The 17,239-nt window shown below is 47.2% G+C and carries 21 protein-coding genes and 1 riboswitch; of the genes, 7 read left to right on the top strand and 14 right to left on the bottom strand.

Going from position 1 to position 17,239, the window contains the following annotated elements; all coding sequences use genetic code 11:
• Positions 1-84: 84 nt before the first annotated feature.
• Positions 85-366, top strand: coding sequence for a transposase (locus DW835_RS18505; protein ID WP_118731386.1), 282 nt, complete (start codon positions 85-87; stop codon positions 364-366).
• Between the two features lie 379 nt (positions 367-745).
• On the opposite strand, the gene DW835_RS15115 is transcribed toward DW835_RS18505, so the two are convergent.
• The 9 genes from DW835_RS15115 to DW835_RS15150 form a co-directional block, all read right to left on the bottom strand.
• Complete coding sequence (locus tag DW835_RS15115; RefSeq protein WP_117466691.1) at positions 746-997, bottom strand: zinc-ribbon domain-containing protein; 252 nt, start codon at positions 995-997, stop codon at positions 746-748.
• A gap of 10 nt (positions 998-1,007) precedes the next feature.
• A complete protein-coding gene (locus DW835_RS15120) occupies positions 1,008-1,232 on the bottom strand; it encodes a hypothetical protein (RefSeq protein WP_022153385.1) in 225 nt (74 codons plus the stop codon).
• Between the two features lie 114 nt (positions 1,233-1,346).
• Positions 1,347-1,568: a hypothetical protein gene (locus DW835_RS15125; protein WP_117466689.1), complete on the bottom strand. Its 222-nt coding sequence runs from the start codon at positions 1,566-1,568 to the stop codon at positions 1,347-1,349.
• Positions 1,569-1,783: 215 nt separating this feature from the next.
• Entirely contained in the window at positions 1,784-1,951 is a 168-nt protein-coding gene (locus DW835_RS15130) for a response regulator (RefSeq protein ID WP_145985593.1), read from the bottom strand.
• A gap of 5 nt (positions 1,952-1,956) precedes the next feature.
• On the bottom strand, positions 1,957-3,297 hold the full coding sequence (locus DW835_RS15135; RefSeq protein WP_118538356.1) for an ATP-binding protein: 1,341 nt from the start codon (positions 3,295-3,297) through the stop codon (positions 1,957-1,959).
• Entirely contained in the window at positions 3,284-3,418 is a 135-nt protein-coding gene (locus DW835_RS18655; protein ID WP_255713338.1) for a hypothetical protein, read from the bottom strand. Before DW835_RS18655 ends, DW835_RS15135 begins: the two co-directional genes overlap by 14 nt.
• A gap of 95 nt (positions 3,419-3,513) precedes the next feature.
• Positions 3,514-3,614: riboswitch (cyclic di-GMP riboswitch) on the bottom strand.
• Positions 3,615-3,622: 8 nt separating this feature from the next.
• The gene (argS, locus tag DW835_RS15140) at positions 3,623-5,389 is read right to left on the bottom strand and encodes an arginine--tRNA ligase (RefSeq protein WP_117466683.1); all 1,767 of its coding nucleotides are present in this window, start codon (positions 5,387-5,389) and stop codon (positions 3,623-3,625) included.
• A gap of 160 nt (positions 5,390-5,549) precedes the next feature.
• The gene (locus DW835_RS15145; protein WP_118731387.1) at positions 5,550-6,212 is read right to left on the bottom strand and encodes an epoxyqueuosine reductase QueH; all 663 of its coding nucleotides are present in this window, start codon (positions 6,210-6,212) and stop codon (positions 5,550-5,552) included.
• 137 nt (positions 6,213-6,349) lie between these two features.
• On the bottom strand, positions 6,350-7,888 hold the full coding sequence (locus DW835_RS15150) for an alpha-amylase family glycosyl hydrolase (protein ID WP_118731388.1): 1,539 nt from the start codon (positions 7,886-7,888) through the stop codon (positions 6,350-6,352).
• A gap of 197 nt (positions 7,889-8,085) precedes the next feature.
• On the opposite strand from DW835_RS15150, the gene DW835_RS15155 reads away from it, so the two are divergent.
• The 6 genes from DW835_RS15155 (at position 8,086) to DW835_RS15180 (ending at position 14,445) form a co-directional block, all read left to right on the top strand.
• Positions 8,086-8,835 (top strand): FRG domain-containing protein, encoded by a 750-nt coding sequence (locus DW835_RS15155; RefSeq protein WP_022153391.1) that lies wholly within the window; start codon positions 8,086-8,088, stop codon positions 8,833-8,835.
• 29 nt (positions 8,836-8,864) lie between these two features.
• Positions 8,865-9,971, top strand: coding sequence for an ABC transporter ATP-binding protein (locus tag DW835_RS15160; RefSeq protein WP_118504074.1), 1,107 nt, complete (start codon positions 8,865-8,867; stop codon positions 9,969-9,971).
• A gap of 62 nt (positions 9,972-10,033) precedes the next feature.
• Complete coding sequence (locus tag DW835_RS15165; RefSeq protein WP_118504076.1) at positions 10,034-10,927, top strand: sugar ABC transporter permease; 894 nt, start codon at positions 10,034-10,036, stop codon at positions 10,925-10,927.
• Positions 10,928-10,944: 17 nt separating this feature from the next.
• Positions 10,945-11,823 carry a carbohydrate ABC transporter permease gene (locus tag DW835_RS15170; RefSeq protein WP_118504078.1) on the top strand — a complete coding sequence of 293 codons (879 nt, stop codon included), beginning with the start codon at positions 10,945-10,947 and terminating at the stop codon, positions 11,821-11,823.
• Complete coding sequence (locus tag DW835_RS15175) at positions 11,820-13,415, top strand: extracellular solute-binding protein (protein ID WP_118731389.1); 1,596 nt, start codon at positions 11,820-11,822, stop codon at positions 13,413-13,415. Before DW835_RS15170 ends, DW835_RS15175 begins: the two co-directional genes overlap by 4 nt.
• A gap of 199 nt (positions 13,416-13,614) precedes the next feature.
• A complete protein-coding gene (locus DW835_RS15180) occupies positions 13,615-14,445 on the top strand; it encodes a hypothetical protein (RefSeq protein WP_118731390.1) in 831 nt (276 codons plus the stop codon).
• A gap of 214 nt (positions 14,446-14,659) precedes the next feature.
• Here the strand turns inward: DW835_RS15180 and DW835_RS15185 are convergent, their stop codons facing one another.
• Genes DW835_RS15185 through DW835_RS15200 form a run of 5 tightly spaced genes read right to left on the bottom strand, consistent with a single transcriptional unit; the run spans position 14,660 to position 17,128 of the window.
• Entirely contained in the window at positions 14,660-15,217 is a 558-nt protein-coding gene (locus DW835_RS15185; protein WP_118731391.1) for an NUDIX domain-containing protein, read from the bottom strand.
• A 36-nt stretch (positions 15,218-15,253) separates the two neighbouring features.
• Complete coding sequence (locus tag DW835_RS15190; RefSeq protein ID WP_347559395.1) at positions 15,254-15,784, bottom strand: GNAT family protein; 531 nt, start codon at positions 15,782-15,784, stop codon at positions 15,254-15,256.
• A 3-nt stretch (positions 15,785-15,787) separates the two neighbouring features.
• The gene (locus DW835_RS18100; RefSeq protein WP_182430329.1) at positions 15,788-15,961 is read right to left on the bottom strand and encodes a hypothetical protein; all 174 of its coding nucleotides are present in this window, start codon (positions 15,959-15,961) and stop codon (positions 15,788-15,790) included.
• Positions 15,962-15,980: 19 nt separating this feature from the next.
• Complete coding sequence (locus DW835_RS15195; protein ID WP_172594715.1) at positions 15,981-16,280, bottom strand: Dabb family protein; 300 nt, start codon at positions 16,278-16,280, stop codon at positions 15,981-15,983.
• A gap of 38 nt (positions 16,281-16,318) precedes the next feature.
• Entirely contained in the window at positions 16,319-17,128 is an 810-nt protein-coding gene (locus tag DW835_RS15200; RefSeq protein ID WP_118731393.1) for a hypothetical protein, read from the bottom strand.
• Positions 17,129-17,239: the final 111 nt, after the last annotated feature.

Raw genomic sequence — 17,239 nt, forward strand, 5'->3', positions numbered from 1 at the left:
ACTACCTGCATTATACTTATAAAAGTGGACACATTGGTTAAATAGACTTACTATTAACATAGACACCAAAAGGAGGTATCTTTTATGTCCACAAAACAACATTACGATGAGGATTTCAAACGAACCCTCGTTGAGCTTTACCACAATGGTAAAACTCAGGCCTCTCTTATCAAAGAGTACGGCATATCTCAAACTGCTCTTTCCAGATGGGTCAAACAGTATTCAACTGTTGAAACTGATGACGGTGAAGTTCTTACTGCAAAGCAGGTGAAAGAGCTTCAAAAACGTATGGCTCAGCTGGAAGAAGAAAACCAAATACTAAAAAAAGCGATTGCCATATTCACGCCACACTCAAGCAACGATTAGATGCCGTGCATAAGCTGCGTCATCAATACGATATCAAAACTCTTTGTCGAGTTCTTCGCATAAATCGCAGTACTTATTACAAGCACTTTTATTCAGATTTAGCACCTCGTACAAAAGAAAATCCGTTGATTCGTAAGCACCTTTTACAAATCTATACTGATTACGATAACTCTCTTGGTGCTTACAAGATCCGTCGTGTATTAGAACGTGATTATGGCATAAACATCAGTCTCGGCAGAGTGGACCGCCTGATGAACACTATGAATCTACCAAAACGTTCCACAGAAAAACCAAAATGGAAAGGTGCCTGGAAAGACAATGGTCCTTGTGAGTAACACTCCCTTTTGAAATCGAGACAGATTCACGTCCCCTCTCGCTTTTAAAATTTCTTACCGCACTTTGGGCAATACTCAAAATTTTCTGCTGTCTCATACCCACAGTAATTGCAATGTTTATAGTTATACCCATAGGTCACTTTTGAAATTCTCTGCAAATGCTCCGGGCGAATCAGTACCTGCTCTCCCCGGGCAATGGCCTTTCCCATCTCCGGATCCAGTTCATACAGCGTATTACAGCAGCTTGTCCGCACATAATAGTGCTTATTCCACTTAATACACGGTATGAAAAACATAGCCCGTCTCCTATCTCACCAGTCCCATGTTGCTTCTGTATTCCTCATTCAGCTGCCGCAGTTCCTTCTCCCCGTTAATGTACGGTTCATAAAATGTATCCACGGAACCACCGCCCAGATTATCACAACCGTTGCAGAAGTCACAGGCTCCACCGCACTGGTTCAAACCCTCCTGTATAATGCGGATCCGCTCTTCTCTCGTTGTATCTTTGATCAGTATACTTTTGATCTCCATATGCCATCACCTTTCCTGATTTATCAATACTATATATCAATAATAATGAAACTGCCTGATATGCGATAACTTTATTTTACCACACATCAGGCAGTCTGTTATCATTTTATTTCTTTACCCCGGCAATATCATCCGGATCCCGGCCTTGATAATTCCGATCCCTACCGGTATTAAAATGATTGTACAGCAGAAGATCACTCCCACGCCCGACAGGATGAGGCCGATGGGCAACAGGATCAGCAGCCACACACAGGCCTTTAAAATTGCCCCGGTAATCTTATATGCGATTCCGAATAAAATGGTTAACAGCAACAGACACAATATAAATGAAATCATAATTTTTCTCCTTTCCATAATGTAGGCCACATGCTTCACAGAAAAAACTCCTGTCTTTGTAGCTATTATATCCGGTTGTCCCACCATTTTCAGTACGTAATGTTGCACGATAAGTCATCCTAATATAGGAAAAGGACAGAGGATATCCTCTGCCCTTTTCTAGGCTGTTTCTATGCTGTTTCTTCAGGAATGGTCCCGGAACATAATGCATTCCTTCACTGTTTCCAACAGCTTCTTTTCATCCATCGGCTGTTGATAATGTCTTCCGCAAAGGCATTGGCGCTCATGGCAATGATGGGGACATTTCCGGCATCCGACCGTTTCATGGACCGGATCCTGCGGGTGGCATCCCAGCCATTTAGCTTCGGCATCATAATGTCCATGAAGATCACATCGTAATATCCCAGCTCAGATTTTTGAACTTTTGTACCGCCTCTTCTCCGTCTGCAGCGCACTCTACGTGGATCCCGTAATCCTCCAGCATGAATTTTGTGATCTCCATGTTGAGTTCATTGTCCTCTGCTAACAGCGCCCGCAGACCTTCCACCGGGATTTCCTCATAGTTTACGTTCTTCTCCTTCTCCACCGGTTCCCCGATTTTGAACGGAAGTGTCATGGTCACAGTAGTTCCGACGCCTTTTTTACTCTCTATGGCAATGTCTCCATCCAGCCTGTCCACGATTTTCTTTGCAATGGCAAGTCCCAGTCCTGTGCCTTCGTACCTGGATCTGCTGGTCTCATTCTCCTGCGTGAACGGTTCAAAAGCATGTTCCAGAAAGGTTTCACTCATGCCGATACCAGTATCGGCACAGCCGAATTCATAGACTACCCGCTCCTCGTCCGCATATTTTTCTGCACACCAGACACGCACACTGCCGCCCGGTCCGGTAAATTTAACCGCATTATCAGAAATATTGGTCAGCAGTCTCTCCACATAGATCGGATTCCCTGCCAGATCCATATGGCGGATATCACTCTGTTCCCAGTCAACAATATATTCCACATTCTTTTCTGCCGCCTGCTTCTGCTTGCCGAGGTTAACCCGGTTCAGCAGTTCTGCCAGATTAAACGGAATCTCCTGTTCCACTACACCTCCCGACTCCAGTTTGTTCATATCCAGAATATCATTCACGATAGAGACCAGATACTTCGATGAAGTCATGATCTGTTCCCGGCACTTTCTCTGTACCTCCAGATCATCCGGATAACGGTTTGCCAGATTCAGCGTGCCGATAATGCCATTCATGGGTGTCCGGATATCATGACTCATATTTGACAGGAAACGGGCCTTCAAAGCTGCTGCCTTCCTGGCTTCCTCCACCTGATACATCAGTTCATGTTCCCACTTCTTGGTATCGCTGATGCTGCGGATCAGGCAGAGCACATGGGTCAGTACACCGTTTTCGTCTCTCTTTTTTTCCACAAAACGGAGTCTGTGCCAGTCGCCATCCTTCATCCGGTATTCTAGGACTAACGTCTCTTCATTCTTCATGCGTTCCGGCAGGGTCTTCAGATCCACAAATTTGAAAAATGCCTCCTGATACTCCTCCGCCACGTATTGTCTGCATACCTTTTCATTGCTTTCCGACAGCTTTCCCGATTTCGTGAACTTCAGATGCTCGGTATCCCGGTTATTGATCTCTTCGAAATAATCTGCCTGAATATCGATCCGTGAAATATACTGGTAAGTTCTGGCGATGGAGGAAATGATCTCGTTACTCAGCTTCACTTTCTCCAATGTGTCCTGTAACTGCTTCTGGATTGCTTTTTCTTTGTACAGAATGCTGTCTATATTCCGGCAATAATTTATTCAGGATGTCATTTTCGTTCTGCTCATAGTTTAAAGACATCGTTTTCCCCTTCTACGGCACAATAAAAGCCGTCTGCCAAAAATGTGCACTGACAGACGGCTCACGATAAACATACTCCCCTACACTCAGGAATCTGCTGCAACCGGCTGTCATAGTCTGATTTTTCTCTATGTTCAGACCTTAGACCCATCTGGCTTTGTGTCCCCGTTTTTCAGCGGGTTTACTAAATAGATATTATTTTTATTACATTTTCTCCGGAGCTTCGAATCCCAGCATATCAATACAGGTCTCCAGGATATCTCTGGTCAGCACTAAAAGTGCTACCAGTCCCTGCTTACGCTCCTCATTCTCTTCACCTAAGATCTTGGTCTCATGGTAGAAGTGGTTGAACGCATTGGCAAGATCGTAAATATAGGCACATACCTTATGGGGTGCCAGTTCTTCTCCAGCGGTAGCGATCATGGTATTGAACTGTGCCAGTTCCATGGCAAGCTCTTTCTCGGACGCATTACCGGGCTGCTGTAATTTTACAGCGGTCAGGTCTCCGCCCTGCTCCTTGTATTTATTCAAAATAGACTTGATTCGCACAATGGTATACAGGATGTAGGGGCCGGTATCTCCCTCGAAGGAGGTGAAACGGTCGATATCAAAAACATAATCCTTGGATGCCTGATTGGACAGATCACCGTATTTTAACGCGGAGATAGCTACCACGTCCGCTACCTTTCTCGCCTCGGCATCTTCCATATCGCGGCCTTCCTTGATCTTTTTGTACATCTCATCCTGGGTATCCTTGATCAGGTTCTCGAGACGCATAACACCGCCCTGTCTGGTCTTGAAGGGTTTGCCATCCTTGCCGTTCATGGTACCGAAGCCCAAGAACTTCAGCTCGGTCTCGGGTTCTACCAATTTCGTCTTGCGGGCACAGCGGAATACCTGCTCGAAGTACAATTCCTGACGCTTGTCCACCACGTAGATCAGCTCGTCGGGATGATACAGCTTCATACGCTCCATAATAGTAGCCAGGTCTGTGGTATTGTACAGAGAGGCCCCGTCGGACTTTAAGATCATGCAGGGAGGGATCTCCTTGGTGTCGGTATCTTCCTTGACATCCACTACCAACGCACCCTCACTTAAGTGTGCATAGCCGTTGTCCTTCATATAAGCGACCATCTCCGGGATGATGTCATGGACATCGCTCTCTCCCTTCCACAGATCGAATTCTACGTTTAATTTGGAATAATTCTTCTTCAGGTCGTTCACAGACACATTGATAATGTGCTTCCACAGAGCACGATATCCTCTGACACCGCTCTGTAATTTGAAGGTTGCTTCCATGGCCTTTGCCTTGTACTCGGGATCTTCCTTGGACTTGGCGCTGGCTGCGGGATAGATTTCCTCCAGTTCACTGATGGTAAACGGAGCTTCCTCGGGATATTCCCCGGCGTAGTTCTCATCAAAATATACCAGTTCCGGCTGTCTCTCCTGTAAACCGGTGATGACCAGACCCATCTGTAATCCCCAGTCACCCAGATGCACATCACCGATAACCTCATGTCCCACATAGCGGCTGATGCGTTTTACGCTCTCACCGATCACTGCGGAACGTAAATGTCCCACATGCAGAGGTTTTGCCACGTTGGGGCCGCCGTAGTCGATAATGATCTTCTTGGGATGTTCGGGCTTCTCCAGACCGAATTTTTCATTTGCCTCCATGCCCTGTAAATAGGTGAGCAAAAATGCCTCACTGACCTTCAGGTTCAGGAATCCGGGGGCTACTGCCACCACTTCGGAAAATACCTTGCTGTCTTTTAACTGCTCTGCCACGTCGTTTGCGATCATGATGGGGGCTTTTTTATACAGCTTGGCTCCCGCCATGGCGCCGTTACACTGATATTCGCACAGGTCAGGACGGTTGGAAAGCATTACTTTTCCTAAGCTTCCGTCATAGCCTGCTGCGGTAAATGCCTGCTGCATTTCCTCTGTCAGCATTTCTAAAAATTTCTTCATGTCAGTCAATCCTCATACCTTTCAGTAATCTGCCGGTATTCCGTTACTTCCTGTAATGTACCGGAATATCTTGTGCAGTCACAATTTCTATCTCTCACGCTTCTGCGCTGTTTTCAATATTTCTACTATATCCTAAAATTCCTCATCCCGCAAGACGCAATTACGCATTTGCAATCTGTGCTTCCCGCTCCGCCTTGGAAAAGGCACAGCCGCAGTAATTCTGCCGGTACAGCTCATACTCTGCGGACAGTTCGATGGATCTCTTATACCCGTTCTTTTTCTTGAAATCCGAGGGCAGCCAGGGGATACCATATTCCCCGGACAGTGCCTGCCCGATCTCATTGATCTTCGCTGCATTTTTCAGAGGGCTGATGGTCAGGGTCGTGGCAAAATAGTCATAACCGCCAGTTGCCGCCAGCTCCGCAGTCCTGCGCAGCCGCAGGTCGAAGCAGCGCAGGCACCTCTCTCCCCCTTCGGGACAGTTCTCATAGCCCTTCGCCATCTCATAAAAACGCTCCGGTTCATAATCTCCCTCCACGATGTCGATGGGCCAGCCCTTTTCTTCTTTATTATAAGCGTCGATCAGACGCTTCTGCTCCGCCACGCGCTTTTGGTATTCTTCCGAAAAGGAAATGTTGGGATTGTAATAAAATACCGTGATCAAAAAATAACGGCACAAATATTCCAGACAATAACTGCTGCAGGGTGCACAGCAGCTATGCAGAAACAGGCGGGGCGGCCGGTAATCCGACGCTGCCTCGCCCTTCTCATGTAAAGTATTTAAAATTTTCTCTAATTCTTTCTGATAATTTACCTGATTCATACGGTTCTCTTTTCATTTATACTCTAGCATTACGCTCATTATAGCATATTTTTTTAGAGATGCCGCAATCATTTTTTCGAAAGCTCCTCCGCTACGCCAGACTGATCATCCACTTCTTTTAAAATACATTCCACGAACTACAGCAGATAAAATCCGGCGCTGCCTCCGGGCACAGTAACCTTTCCGCCTGCAAATGCAGCTTCCCCACCTAAGGTATACAAAGCTTCCTTTACCGCATAGTCTCCGTCGAAGCTGACCTCTCTGTCCGCCGGATTGATAATGATCAGAATCTTCTCCTTGTCGTCACTGCGCAGGTAGGCCAACGGATACTGATCAGCCTCAGCATAGACGAACTCAATCTCTCCGCGGCTCTGCAAGGCGCTGTGCGCCTGACGGATGTTAATTAACTTCTGGATCTCATGGTACAGGGAATCCGGATCTGCCATCTGCGCCTCCACCGTGGGACGGTCAGTGGCTTCGTCCTGTTTGACATAAAGCTTTTCCTTCGGTGCCGCACTGAAACCGGCGTTGGTGGTATGATCCCACTGCATGGGTGAGCGGGAGCCGGTACGTCCGTAACCGCCCTCTACGGAGTGCAGATCTTCCACATAGCGCATACCAATCTCATCACCGTAATACAGGAACGGTGCACCGGGCATGGACAGAAGGAATGCAAATGCCACCTTTAACTCCTCCCCATGAATGCTTCTCGCTAGGCGATCCATATCGTGGTTGCCGGAGGGAATACAGATCAGACCTTTGCGCTGTGCCTTTTCATAATTTTCCTTGTATTTCTCTACGAAGGCTGCCACATCACCCTTACCTCTTCCGGAGAAGAAAGGCTCCTCGCAGCGGAACAGATCGTTATAATGAGACGGTCCGAAATGTAGTAAAAAGTCCATATGGAAGCCGCCCTGCAGGGACTTGTCCGGTTCTCCCCATTCAGATACCAGCACTGCCTCGGGGAACTCCGCATCCAGGAACGTTCTTACCTTTCTCCACAGAGCAATGTTTCCCTTGCCGTCCTCATCGTTTTTCACCAGAGAACCTGCCATATCCACGCGGAAACCGTCACAGCCCATGCCGATCCAGAACCGCATGACATTTTCCATCTCTGCAAGCGTTGCCTTAGGCCCCGGATCATCGGGATCCTGCTGCCAGTCCTGTGTCTTTTTATAAAATCCGTAATTGAGCGCCGGCTGGTGTGCGAAAAAGTTCACGATCACAGAGCCCTCTCTCTCGGAGATACCGCACAGACTTCCCATGTTCTCAAGCTGTCCCCAGGTGCTGTCGGTCCAGATATAACGGTCGGTAAATTCATTGCGGTCTGCCTTACAGGACTCCTTGAACCAGGGATGTGCCACAGATGTATGTCCCGGCACCAGGTCTAACAGGATATGCATATCCCGCTTGTGTACTTCGTGAAACAGACGCTTCAGGTCCGCATTGGTGCCGTATCTGGGAGCTGCCTGATAGTAATCCGCCACATCATAGCCTGCATCTCCGAAGGGTGATGCAAAACAGGGATTCATCCAGATCGCATTGCATCCCAGTTCTTTAATATAATCCAGTTTTTCTATGATACCCTGAAAATCGCCGATACCGTCACCATTGGTATCCAGAAAAGACTGGGGATAAATTTCATAAAAGATTGCATTATCAAGCCATTTTGCCATAGTGTACTCCTTCCTGTGTGCTTTATTTTTATTATAAAAAACGTTTTCCGTATTCTTTCTTTTACCATATCACAGAATGGCTACTTGTACAACTGCGAAAAACCATCTATAATAAAGTAGCTTGATGCCCCGATATGCGAATAGCACAAAACAATCCGTAGGCATCCAACTAGGATAAAATAAGAACGAGGTCTATCATGTTAACACAAAAAGTAAGCACCATCGATGAACTCCTGCAGTTCGTCAGTACGTTACGCCAAAAGCACGGCGTCCGCCTCTGGTTCCGCGGGGAAGAGAATGCGGATCTGACTCTGATCCCTTCCATCCAACGAAGCCAGAAAAGACTGGACTCCGAACGCTATATTGCCAATGATTTCTATATCCGGGCGAGACAGATCCTGGACAATCCTCCCGACAAACATAATTACGCCGGCTGGGTCTCCCTGATGCAGCACTACGGTCTGCCCACGAGAATGTTAGACTGGACCCAGTCTCCCCTGATCGCCGTATTTTTCGCCACGGAAACTTACAGAGAGACTCCGGACACCGATGCCTGTGTCTGGGTACTAACACCGGGGCTGTTGAACGAGAAGGAAGGATTCGGCAACTGCATCTATCCCATTGATGCGGACACCACACAGGAAATGCTGCTGCCTGCCTTCAAACACAACCACCACAATCCGGAATTGAAAAACAAGATCCTGGCTTGCAGCTCCACAGAGAATAACCTCCGCATGTACTCCCAGTACTCCAACTTCACCGTACATAACTCTCTGGAACGTCTGGAAGATATCTGCGATGAAAATATGCTGTATAAGATCATTATCCCCTCCGGGCGGAAACAATACTTTATTGAAAGCCTGCGGGTATTCGGCATCTCCGAGAGCTTCGTATACCCCGACCTGGATCATATATCCAGCGATTTGAAGGACTCCTATGGGATTTAGATTCATTAATTAAGAAAGGAAATATACACATGAAAATCGTATTACAGCATCTGACCAAGAAATTCCCCGCCCGCGGTCCTGTCCGCGGCAGGAAGAACCGCGAGGATGTCATTGCCGTGAATGACTTCGACTTCGAGATCCCCGACGGCAAGCTGATCGGACTTTTAGGTCCCTCTGGCTGTGGCAAAAGTACGGCACTGAATCTGATCTGCGGTCTGCTGAAGCCCACCGAGGGCAAGATCTTTTTCGGAGAAGATGATGTCACCGGACTTCCTCCCGAGAACCGCGGTGTCGGCATGGTCTTCCAGAACTATGCCCTCTACCCCCATCTCACCGTGGAGAAAAATATCCAGTTCCCCTTAGAGAACCTGAAGGGTGCCGACAAACTTTCCAAAGAGGAAATGAGCAAGCGAGTGCTGGAAGCGGCAAAGCTGGTACAGATCGACCACCTGTTAGAACGCAAGCCCAACGAGCTCTCCGGCGGTCAGCAGCAGCGTGTGGCCATTGCCAGAGCCTTGGTCAAGCTCCCCAGAGTCCTGCTTTTGGACGAGCCTCTTTCCAATCTGGATGCCAGACTTCGTCTCCAGACCAGAGAAGAGATCCGCCGGATCCAGCAGGAGACGCAGATTACCACCATCTTCGTTACCCACGATCAGGACGAAGCCATGAGCATCTCCGATATGATCGTCGTAATGAAGGACGGTATCGTGCAGCAGATCGGCAAGCCCCAGAACGTATACGACGATCCCGTGAACCTGTTCGTTGCGAAGTTCCTCGGCACACCTCCCATCAATGTCTTTGACGGTGAAGTGAAGAGCGGACAGTTATACATCGGCTCCGAAGCTGTTCTGCCTGCTCCCGGGGTAGCGGATCAGACTGTGCATGTCGGCATTCGTCCGGAAGGTTTTGTATTAAAAGAGGACGGACCGCTCTCCTGCGATCTGGTGCGTCTGGAGGTCATGGGCCGGGATGTGAGCATTGTTTCCACCCATGAAAAGTCCCAGAACGCTACCATCCGTTCCATTATTGATGCCGACGGAGGGAAATCTCTTCCCACCGGAAAAGTGCATTTCGCCTTAAAACCCGCAAAAGTATTCCTCTTTTGCACCGACACCGAAGAACGCATCCGCTTTTAATATTTTATCCGATTCTGTAGTCCGACGCTATTCATGGGTTGCAGAAAGAATTGAGGTTTCTTATGGAAAAACAAAATCTGAAAGCCTGGCTCTATCTATTGCCGGCATTCCTGTTTCTGGGTGCTTTTATGATCTATCCTCTGATCGACGTATTCGTGTACTCCTTTGAAGAGGGTTACAATTCCGCATCCCAGACCTTTTATGGCGTAGGCATGTACAATTACTCCTATGTGCTCCACGATCCGTACTTTTTACAGGCATTGAAAAATACCTTCATTCTGGTCATCATCACCGTTCCGGTCTCCACCGGACTGGCGCTTTTGATCTCCGCTGCCTTAAGCTCCGTCAAACCGCTGCGGGATCTGTTCCAGACCATATTTTTCCTGCCCTACGTAACCAATACTCTGGCGGTCGGTCTGGTCTTCATGATTCTTTTCAAAAAGACCCCTTACTCCGACGGTCTGATCAATCTGCTGATCCAGTTTTTCGGCGGCAGCTCCGTGGATTTCATCGACGGACCCTACTGGGCGAAAATGTTCGTGCTGTGCTTTTACACCATCTGGATCGTTATGCCTTTTAAGATTCTGATCCTGACCAGTGCTCTCGCCAGTGTGAACCCCATGTACTACAATGCGGCAAGAGTGGACGGCACTTCCCGTTTCCGGATGTTCACCAAGATCACACTGCCCATGATCTCCCCCATGGTATTCTACCTGATCATCACCGGCTTTATCGGCGCATTCAAAGCCTACAGTGATGCCGTGGCGCTGTTCGGCACGAACTTAAATGCCGCAGAGATGAATACCATTGTCGGCTACGTCTACGATATGCTCTACGGTGACAGCGGCGGCTATCCTTCCTATGCTTCCGCAGCGGCGATCCTGCTGTTTGCCATCGTCCTGACCATCACCTGCATCAATCTGCTGGTCAGCAAAAAGCATGTCCACTATGTATAAGAAAGGAGGTCTTTGTGATGTCTGATGTTACATCTGATTATGAAAAAATCGAGAAACGCACCCGGATCCGCGGCAATATCCGCAATGGGATCGTCTACCTTTTTCTGTGTCTGTGGGCACTGATCGTACTGTTCCCCTTTTACTGGATGGTACTGACCTCCGTAAAAAGCTACGGCTCCTATAATGCAGAATATATTCCGAAGTTTTTCACCCTGTCTCCCACTTTGCAGAACTACGTGGACGCTTTTACCACTGTTTCTCTGGGAAGATACCTGTGGAACACTTTGTTTTTCACCGTGGTCACCACTGCCATCATGCTGGTGGTCATCACCCTGGCAGCCTTCGCTTTTGCAAGGTTGAACTTTGCCGGAAAAGATCTGATCTTTACGTTATTTTTATCTCTGATGATGATTCCCAATGAACTGGTGGTCATTACGAATTTCACCACCATCACGAATCTGGATCTGCGCAATACCTTCACCGGTCTGATCCTGCCTTCCGTGACCAGCGTATTTTATATCTATCTGCTGCGGGAGAATTTCGCACAGATTCCGGACGAGCTGTATTATGCCGCCAAGGTAGACGGTACTTCCGATCTGCGATATCTGCGCAAGGTCATGGTGCCCATCTGCAAGCCCACGCTGATCACCATCGTGATCCTAAAGGTTATTGAATGCTGGAACTCCTATGTGTGGCCCAGACTGATCACCGATGATCCGGATTACTATCTGGTATCCAACGGCATCCAGGAGATCCGTGAGAATGGTTTCGGCAGAGAGAACATCCCCGCCATGATGGCTGCGGTGGTCGTGATTTCCGTCCCTCTGGTGGTGTTGTTCCTCGTATTCCGTAAAAAAGTCATGGCAGGCGTTGCCAGAGGAGGTACCAAAGGATGAGTCGATTCAGCAAAAAACTGGCATTATTATGTGCCGTGGGCACTCTGTCTCTGTCCCTGACCGGCTGCCATGGTTCGAAAGGCCTGCCGGAATTCACTGTTCCTGAGGAGTTCGATACTTCCAGGAACTATGAGATCACCTTCTGGGCGAAAAATGATACCAACAAAACCCAGACGGAAATCTACAAGAAAGCCATTGCGGATTTTGAAGCCCTGTATCCCAATATCACGGTGAACCTGAATCTATACACGGATTACGGCAAAATTTACAACGATGTCATTACCAATATTTCCACCAATACGACACCCAATGTCTGTATCACCTACCCGGATCACATTGCCACCTACCTCACCGGGCAGAATACTGTAGTTCCTCTGGATGACCTGTTTGCCGATGAAAAATACGGTCTGGGCGGCACAGATCTTGCCTATGACGGTCCTGCCAGAGAAGAAGTCATTCCTCAGTTTTTGAATGAATGCTCCATCGACGGTCATTACTATGCCGTTCCTTACATGCGTTCCACCGAGGCCTGCTACGTGAATAAGACCTACGTGGAAAATCTTGGATATACTCTGCCGGATGTACTGACCTGGGACTTCATCTGGGAAGTCTCCGAGGCTGCCACCGCCCAAAATGCGGACGGCACCTATGTGGTCAACGGGCAGAATGTACTGATCCCATTTATCTACAAGTCCACCGACAACATGATGATCCAGATGTTAAAGCAAAAGAACGCGGGATATTCCACAGCTGACGGCAACATTGAACTTTTCAACGATACCACCACGGATCTCCTGTACGATATTGCCGGACATGTAAAAAGCGGTGCCTTTTCCACCTTCAAGATCTCCGGTTATCCTGCGAACTTCCTGAATGCCGGGCAATGTATTTTCGCCATTGATTCCACTGCCGGAGCCACCTGGATGGGTACGGACGCTCCGCTGTCGGATATCAGCGAGGATTCTCTGGTGCAGTTTGAGACCGCCGTGCGGATGATTCCCCAGTTTGACCCGGAGCAACCCGAAATGATCTCCCAGGGTCCTTCCGTCTGCGTCTTCAATAAATCAGACTCCCAGGAAGTACTGGCATCCTGGCTGTTTGCCCAGTATCTGCTCACCAACGATGTGCAGATCGCTTATTCCGAGACAGAAGGCTATGTACCTGTAACCTCTAAAGCACAGAACTCCGCAGAGTATCAGGAGTATCTGTCCGAATGCGGTGCGGATAACAGTACGCATTATGCGGTGAAAATTGAGGCTTCCAAGCTGTTGCTTGACAACGTAGACAACACCTTCGTTACACCGGTATTTAACGGTTCCGCATCCTTACGTGATGCTTCCGGACAGTTGATTGAAAACGTGGTGAAGTCCACCCGCAGAAAAGAAACTGTGGACGATGCCTACATGCAGAAGCTTTACAGCGATGTGGAGAGCCTGTACCGTCTCGGTCAGGGAAGTGATGCCTCCTTCGGTAAAAAGGAACTGGGTGCCATGCCCCGGGCTTCCGTGATCCTGTTAAGCACACTTGTAGTCACCTGGGTTCTGATCCTCCTGTATGTAGGGCGGGAATATTTAAAAAACAGAAAGAAGTAATTTTTCAGCCCCATTCGTAAGATAATATCTGGTGGTATTATCCTGCGCATGGGGCTCTTTTTGCAAAAAATCTTGATTTATCTTGCATTTCAGGTATAATGGAACTGTTCGGTGTCTGAATGCGCCGGATAAATTGAGGAGATGTCTGTGTATCTGCACAGACCCATATGCGCCACAAGCGCAGGAATGGAGGATTATTATGAAAAAGAAGACACTTGCATTAACCATGGCTATGGCTCTGGTTCTGTCTCTCGCTGCATGTGGAAACAGCAATGCAGACGTTGCTGCTGAATCTACCGCTGCTGCCACCACTGAGGCTGCTACCGAAGCTGCTGCTACAGAAGCTTCTACCGAGGCTGCTGAAGCTGTTGCTGACGAGAAGTCCGAGGGTGTTATGACCTACGAAGAGTACATGGCTGCTGATCTCGATTCCGAAGTTGTGATCGAGGCTTATGTTCAGGCAAAACAGTCCTGGTGGGAAGACAAGGCTACCCTGTACACCCAGGATCAGGACGGTGCTTACTTCATTTACAATTCTGTATGTTCTGAAGAGGATTATGCAAAGCTGGTACCCGGTACCAAGATCAAAGTAACCGGTTATAAGACCGAGTGGTCCGGTGAAGTAGAGATCGCTGAAGGTGCTACCTTCGAGATCGAAGAGGGCAGCTACATTGCTCCCGTTACCGATGTTACCGATCTGTTAGGTACTGATGATCTGATCAACTATCAGAACCAGTTCGTAGCTTTCAAGGGTATGACTGTAGAAGCCAGCCAGGATGCCACCGGCAATGACGTTGCTTTCCTGTACAACTACGATGGTTCCGGTGAAGACGGTAACGACCTGTACTTCAACGTTTCTCTGAATGGTCAGACCTATACCTTCACCGTTGAGTCTTATCTGTGCGACAACACCACCGATGTTTACAACGCAGTAAAGAACTTAAAGATCGGTGACACTGTTGATATGGAAGGCTTCCTGTACTGGTACGAAGGTGTGAACCCTCACATCACTTCCGTGACTGTGAAGTAATTTCATCAGATATTAAGCTATATTGGCAATAAAAAGAACTGGCTTCCCAGGAAGACAGTTCTTTTTTATTGTCCACTTATATGCTTTACTTATCTGTTGCCAGGTACACCTGCGCATACCTATCTTCTCTCTGCCTGTCGGAATTCTTCTGCCTCCATCAGCGTCTCAGCGATCTCCTTCTCTGGCTCTACTATCTATGCGAAGCGATCAACCTTTATTTTCTGCTCTCCAGCCATTGTTTCGCGATTTGGAATCCCTCCATGGGAACGCAGAATCGCTGATCTCTAGGCGGCTGCAATGCGGTATCCAGTTCCTCCATATCGAACCACTCCACACTCTCCACTTCCTCTTTTTGCAGGATAAGCTTCGCAGCATCTACCGGCTTAGTGTACATATAGACGAATGCAACCTCGTTGTCCCGAAACATTTTTCCATGAAATTCCTTTTCGTATTGAATATCAAAACATCCGGCGAATTGCAGTTCCTCTTTAGATGCCTGGATTCCCAGTTCTTCGTGAAGTTCCCGTATTGCAGATTCCTCCGGCTCGTCCCCCGCCTGAATATGTCCAGCGGAAGAAGTATCGAACCTCCCCGGAAAGCTGTCTTTTTCTGCAGAGCGTTTCTGCAATAACAACTGTGCCTTCCCATCCTGTTCTCTTATGATCCAGATATGGGCAGTTCTGTGACGGATACCCTTTTTATGTGCCTGTGTGCGTTCTATGCTCTCCCCTGTGGGAATGCCTTTTTCATCTACGATGTCAAAAAATTCCATGGTGTTATGGCTCCTTTGTGTTTCTTTGTAGCTTTCCTATCTAAGATCTAATACCATCAGATCAAAATCGTAGTATTCCCCGTCGATCTTAAAATACGCCGGCGAGGTCCCGATTTTCCGGAAGCCATATTTCTCATAGACATGAATAGCTCGTATATTATCGCTTCTAACTTCCAGATTGATCAGTTCTATCGTATGTTCTTTTGCATAATCAATAATCTTTTGCAATAGAGCACTGCCAATTCCCTGCCCCCATTCCGACTTGACCACAGAGATTCCGAATTCGGCGCGGTGGCTCATCCTTCTGGAAAATCCGCTTAGACTGGCATCTCCGATAATCTCTCCATTTTTCCATACTACATAGAGAACGGAATGTTCCTCCTTATTTATATTCTGTATAAATTTCTCTTCCTCTTCTGTCGAAATAGGAAGCCCTTCTTTTCCAAAGGACAGATAATCTGTCTCTCCACCTACCTGCGCTAAATATGCGATGATCTTCTCCGCATCTTCCGGCGTAGCTTCTCTGATATCAAATTCTTCCATAGCTGCCTCCAGCCCTTCTGTCATCTGTTAATAGATCTGACTTGCAATCGTATTAAAACCTGCACCAATACTTCCATCCAGCTGCTCCAGCGCATGTGCGGTCAATCTTCCGCAATCACAATAGCTGCCACAATGATTATCCTGCCGATCAGATGTTGGTATTCTTTCATGCTGATTTTCTTTTATTCTGGTTTTCACCATTTCATAAAATTATATACTTTTATTCGTAATCAAAAATGGTCTTAGTCTGAATATACTTCCCGTACCTTGCCTTCCATTCCTGATGGGTCGCAGAAGCATCGTACACAGGCAGCGCCTCCGGATCCATCTCCATTTCGATCATCAGGTCATGACGGTTCGGTCTCGGCGTCACATTTTCATAAATGTTCACCGTATGAACGCCTTCTATCTGCTTCGTCCGATTGAAGATCTTCTTGATGTCCGCAAGCATCTCCCTGCTCGCCGCATCCTCCCGGTTCCATATATTCTCTTTAAATTTTACAATGATCAGGTGCTTCATTTTGCATATCCCCCTTATTTTACTATTACTGATATGTTTTATCCTACCACGGCATCCCATTTGCTACAACCAAAATATTCCTGCAAGATCATTTCTACTTTGTCTGCATTCAGAGGACACTGCTTTGTTTCATAGGTGAGAATCAGATTTACCGAAGGAATGATACCATGTCGGCAATATAGCTTTATTTTGTCACAAGCATGATTGCAATAATCCGGATTATCCATCATCCCAAAGTGCTCCCAATAGAAATATTGTCCCGTAAAGGGATGTCGCATCACGAAGTCCGGATATAACATTATTCCATCCAAAATCAGTTTTTCTTCATAGTGGAATGGTATTTTGTTTTGATATAGTGCTCTGTCAATAATTGCTTCTGATTTAGACCGCAACATCTTCCCATGCGTTCCTTGTACCAATAAATTTTCCGGATGCTTTGTACATTTTTCATAGGGTTCCTCCTGCCACCGCTCTAGTTCCTTATCCAATGGTCTGAAATTCTTAGCCAGCAATTTTCCATATTCCGGATGATTTAATAGATGTTCGGAGTTTATTTTAATCTTGTCTGTCTTCTTCAAGTAGGCTTCCCATCCCGCTGCTTCACTCTCCAATTCCTTTTTTCTATACTCATAGTATTTCTTCAATGCCAGTATTTCTGCCTGATTTCTTTCGGTTTTCGGAAGATAGCGTATTCCATTTTCCTCTTTTACTTTCCATTTGTAGCGGTTTTCATTTTTGAAGCATTGCAATTCTCCTTGCGGAAATTTTTTGTCCAATTTTGTTATCTTTTCTAATTCCTTATTAATTTCTTCTATTCTGTTTTGTATATTTTCGCGTGTAGTTTTCACTTTTCCTCCTTCTGCACACTGGCTTCTTGATTTCCCCGGGGCTTATTCTTACTTTTCTTTCTCCTACGCCCCGGCTTCTTGACTTCTCCGGGGCTTATTCTTACTTTTCTT

The organism is Clostridium sp. AM34-9AC (assembly GCF_003480225.1).
Taxonomy (GTDB): Bacteria; Bacillota; Clostridia; order Lachnospirales; family Lachnospiraceae; genus Acetatifactor; species Acetatifactor acetigignens.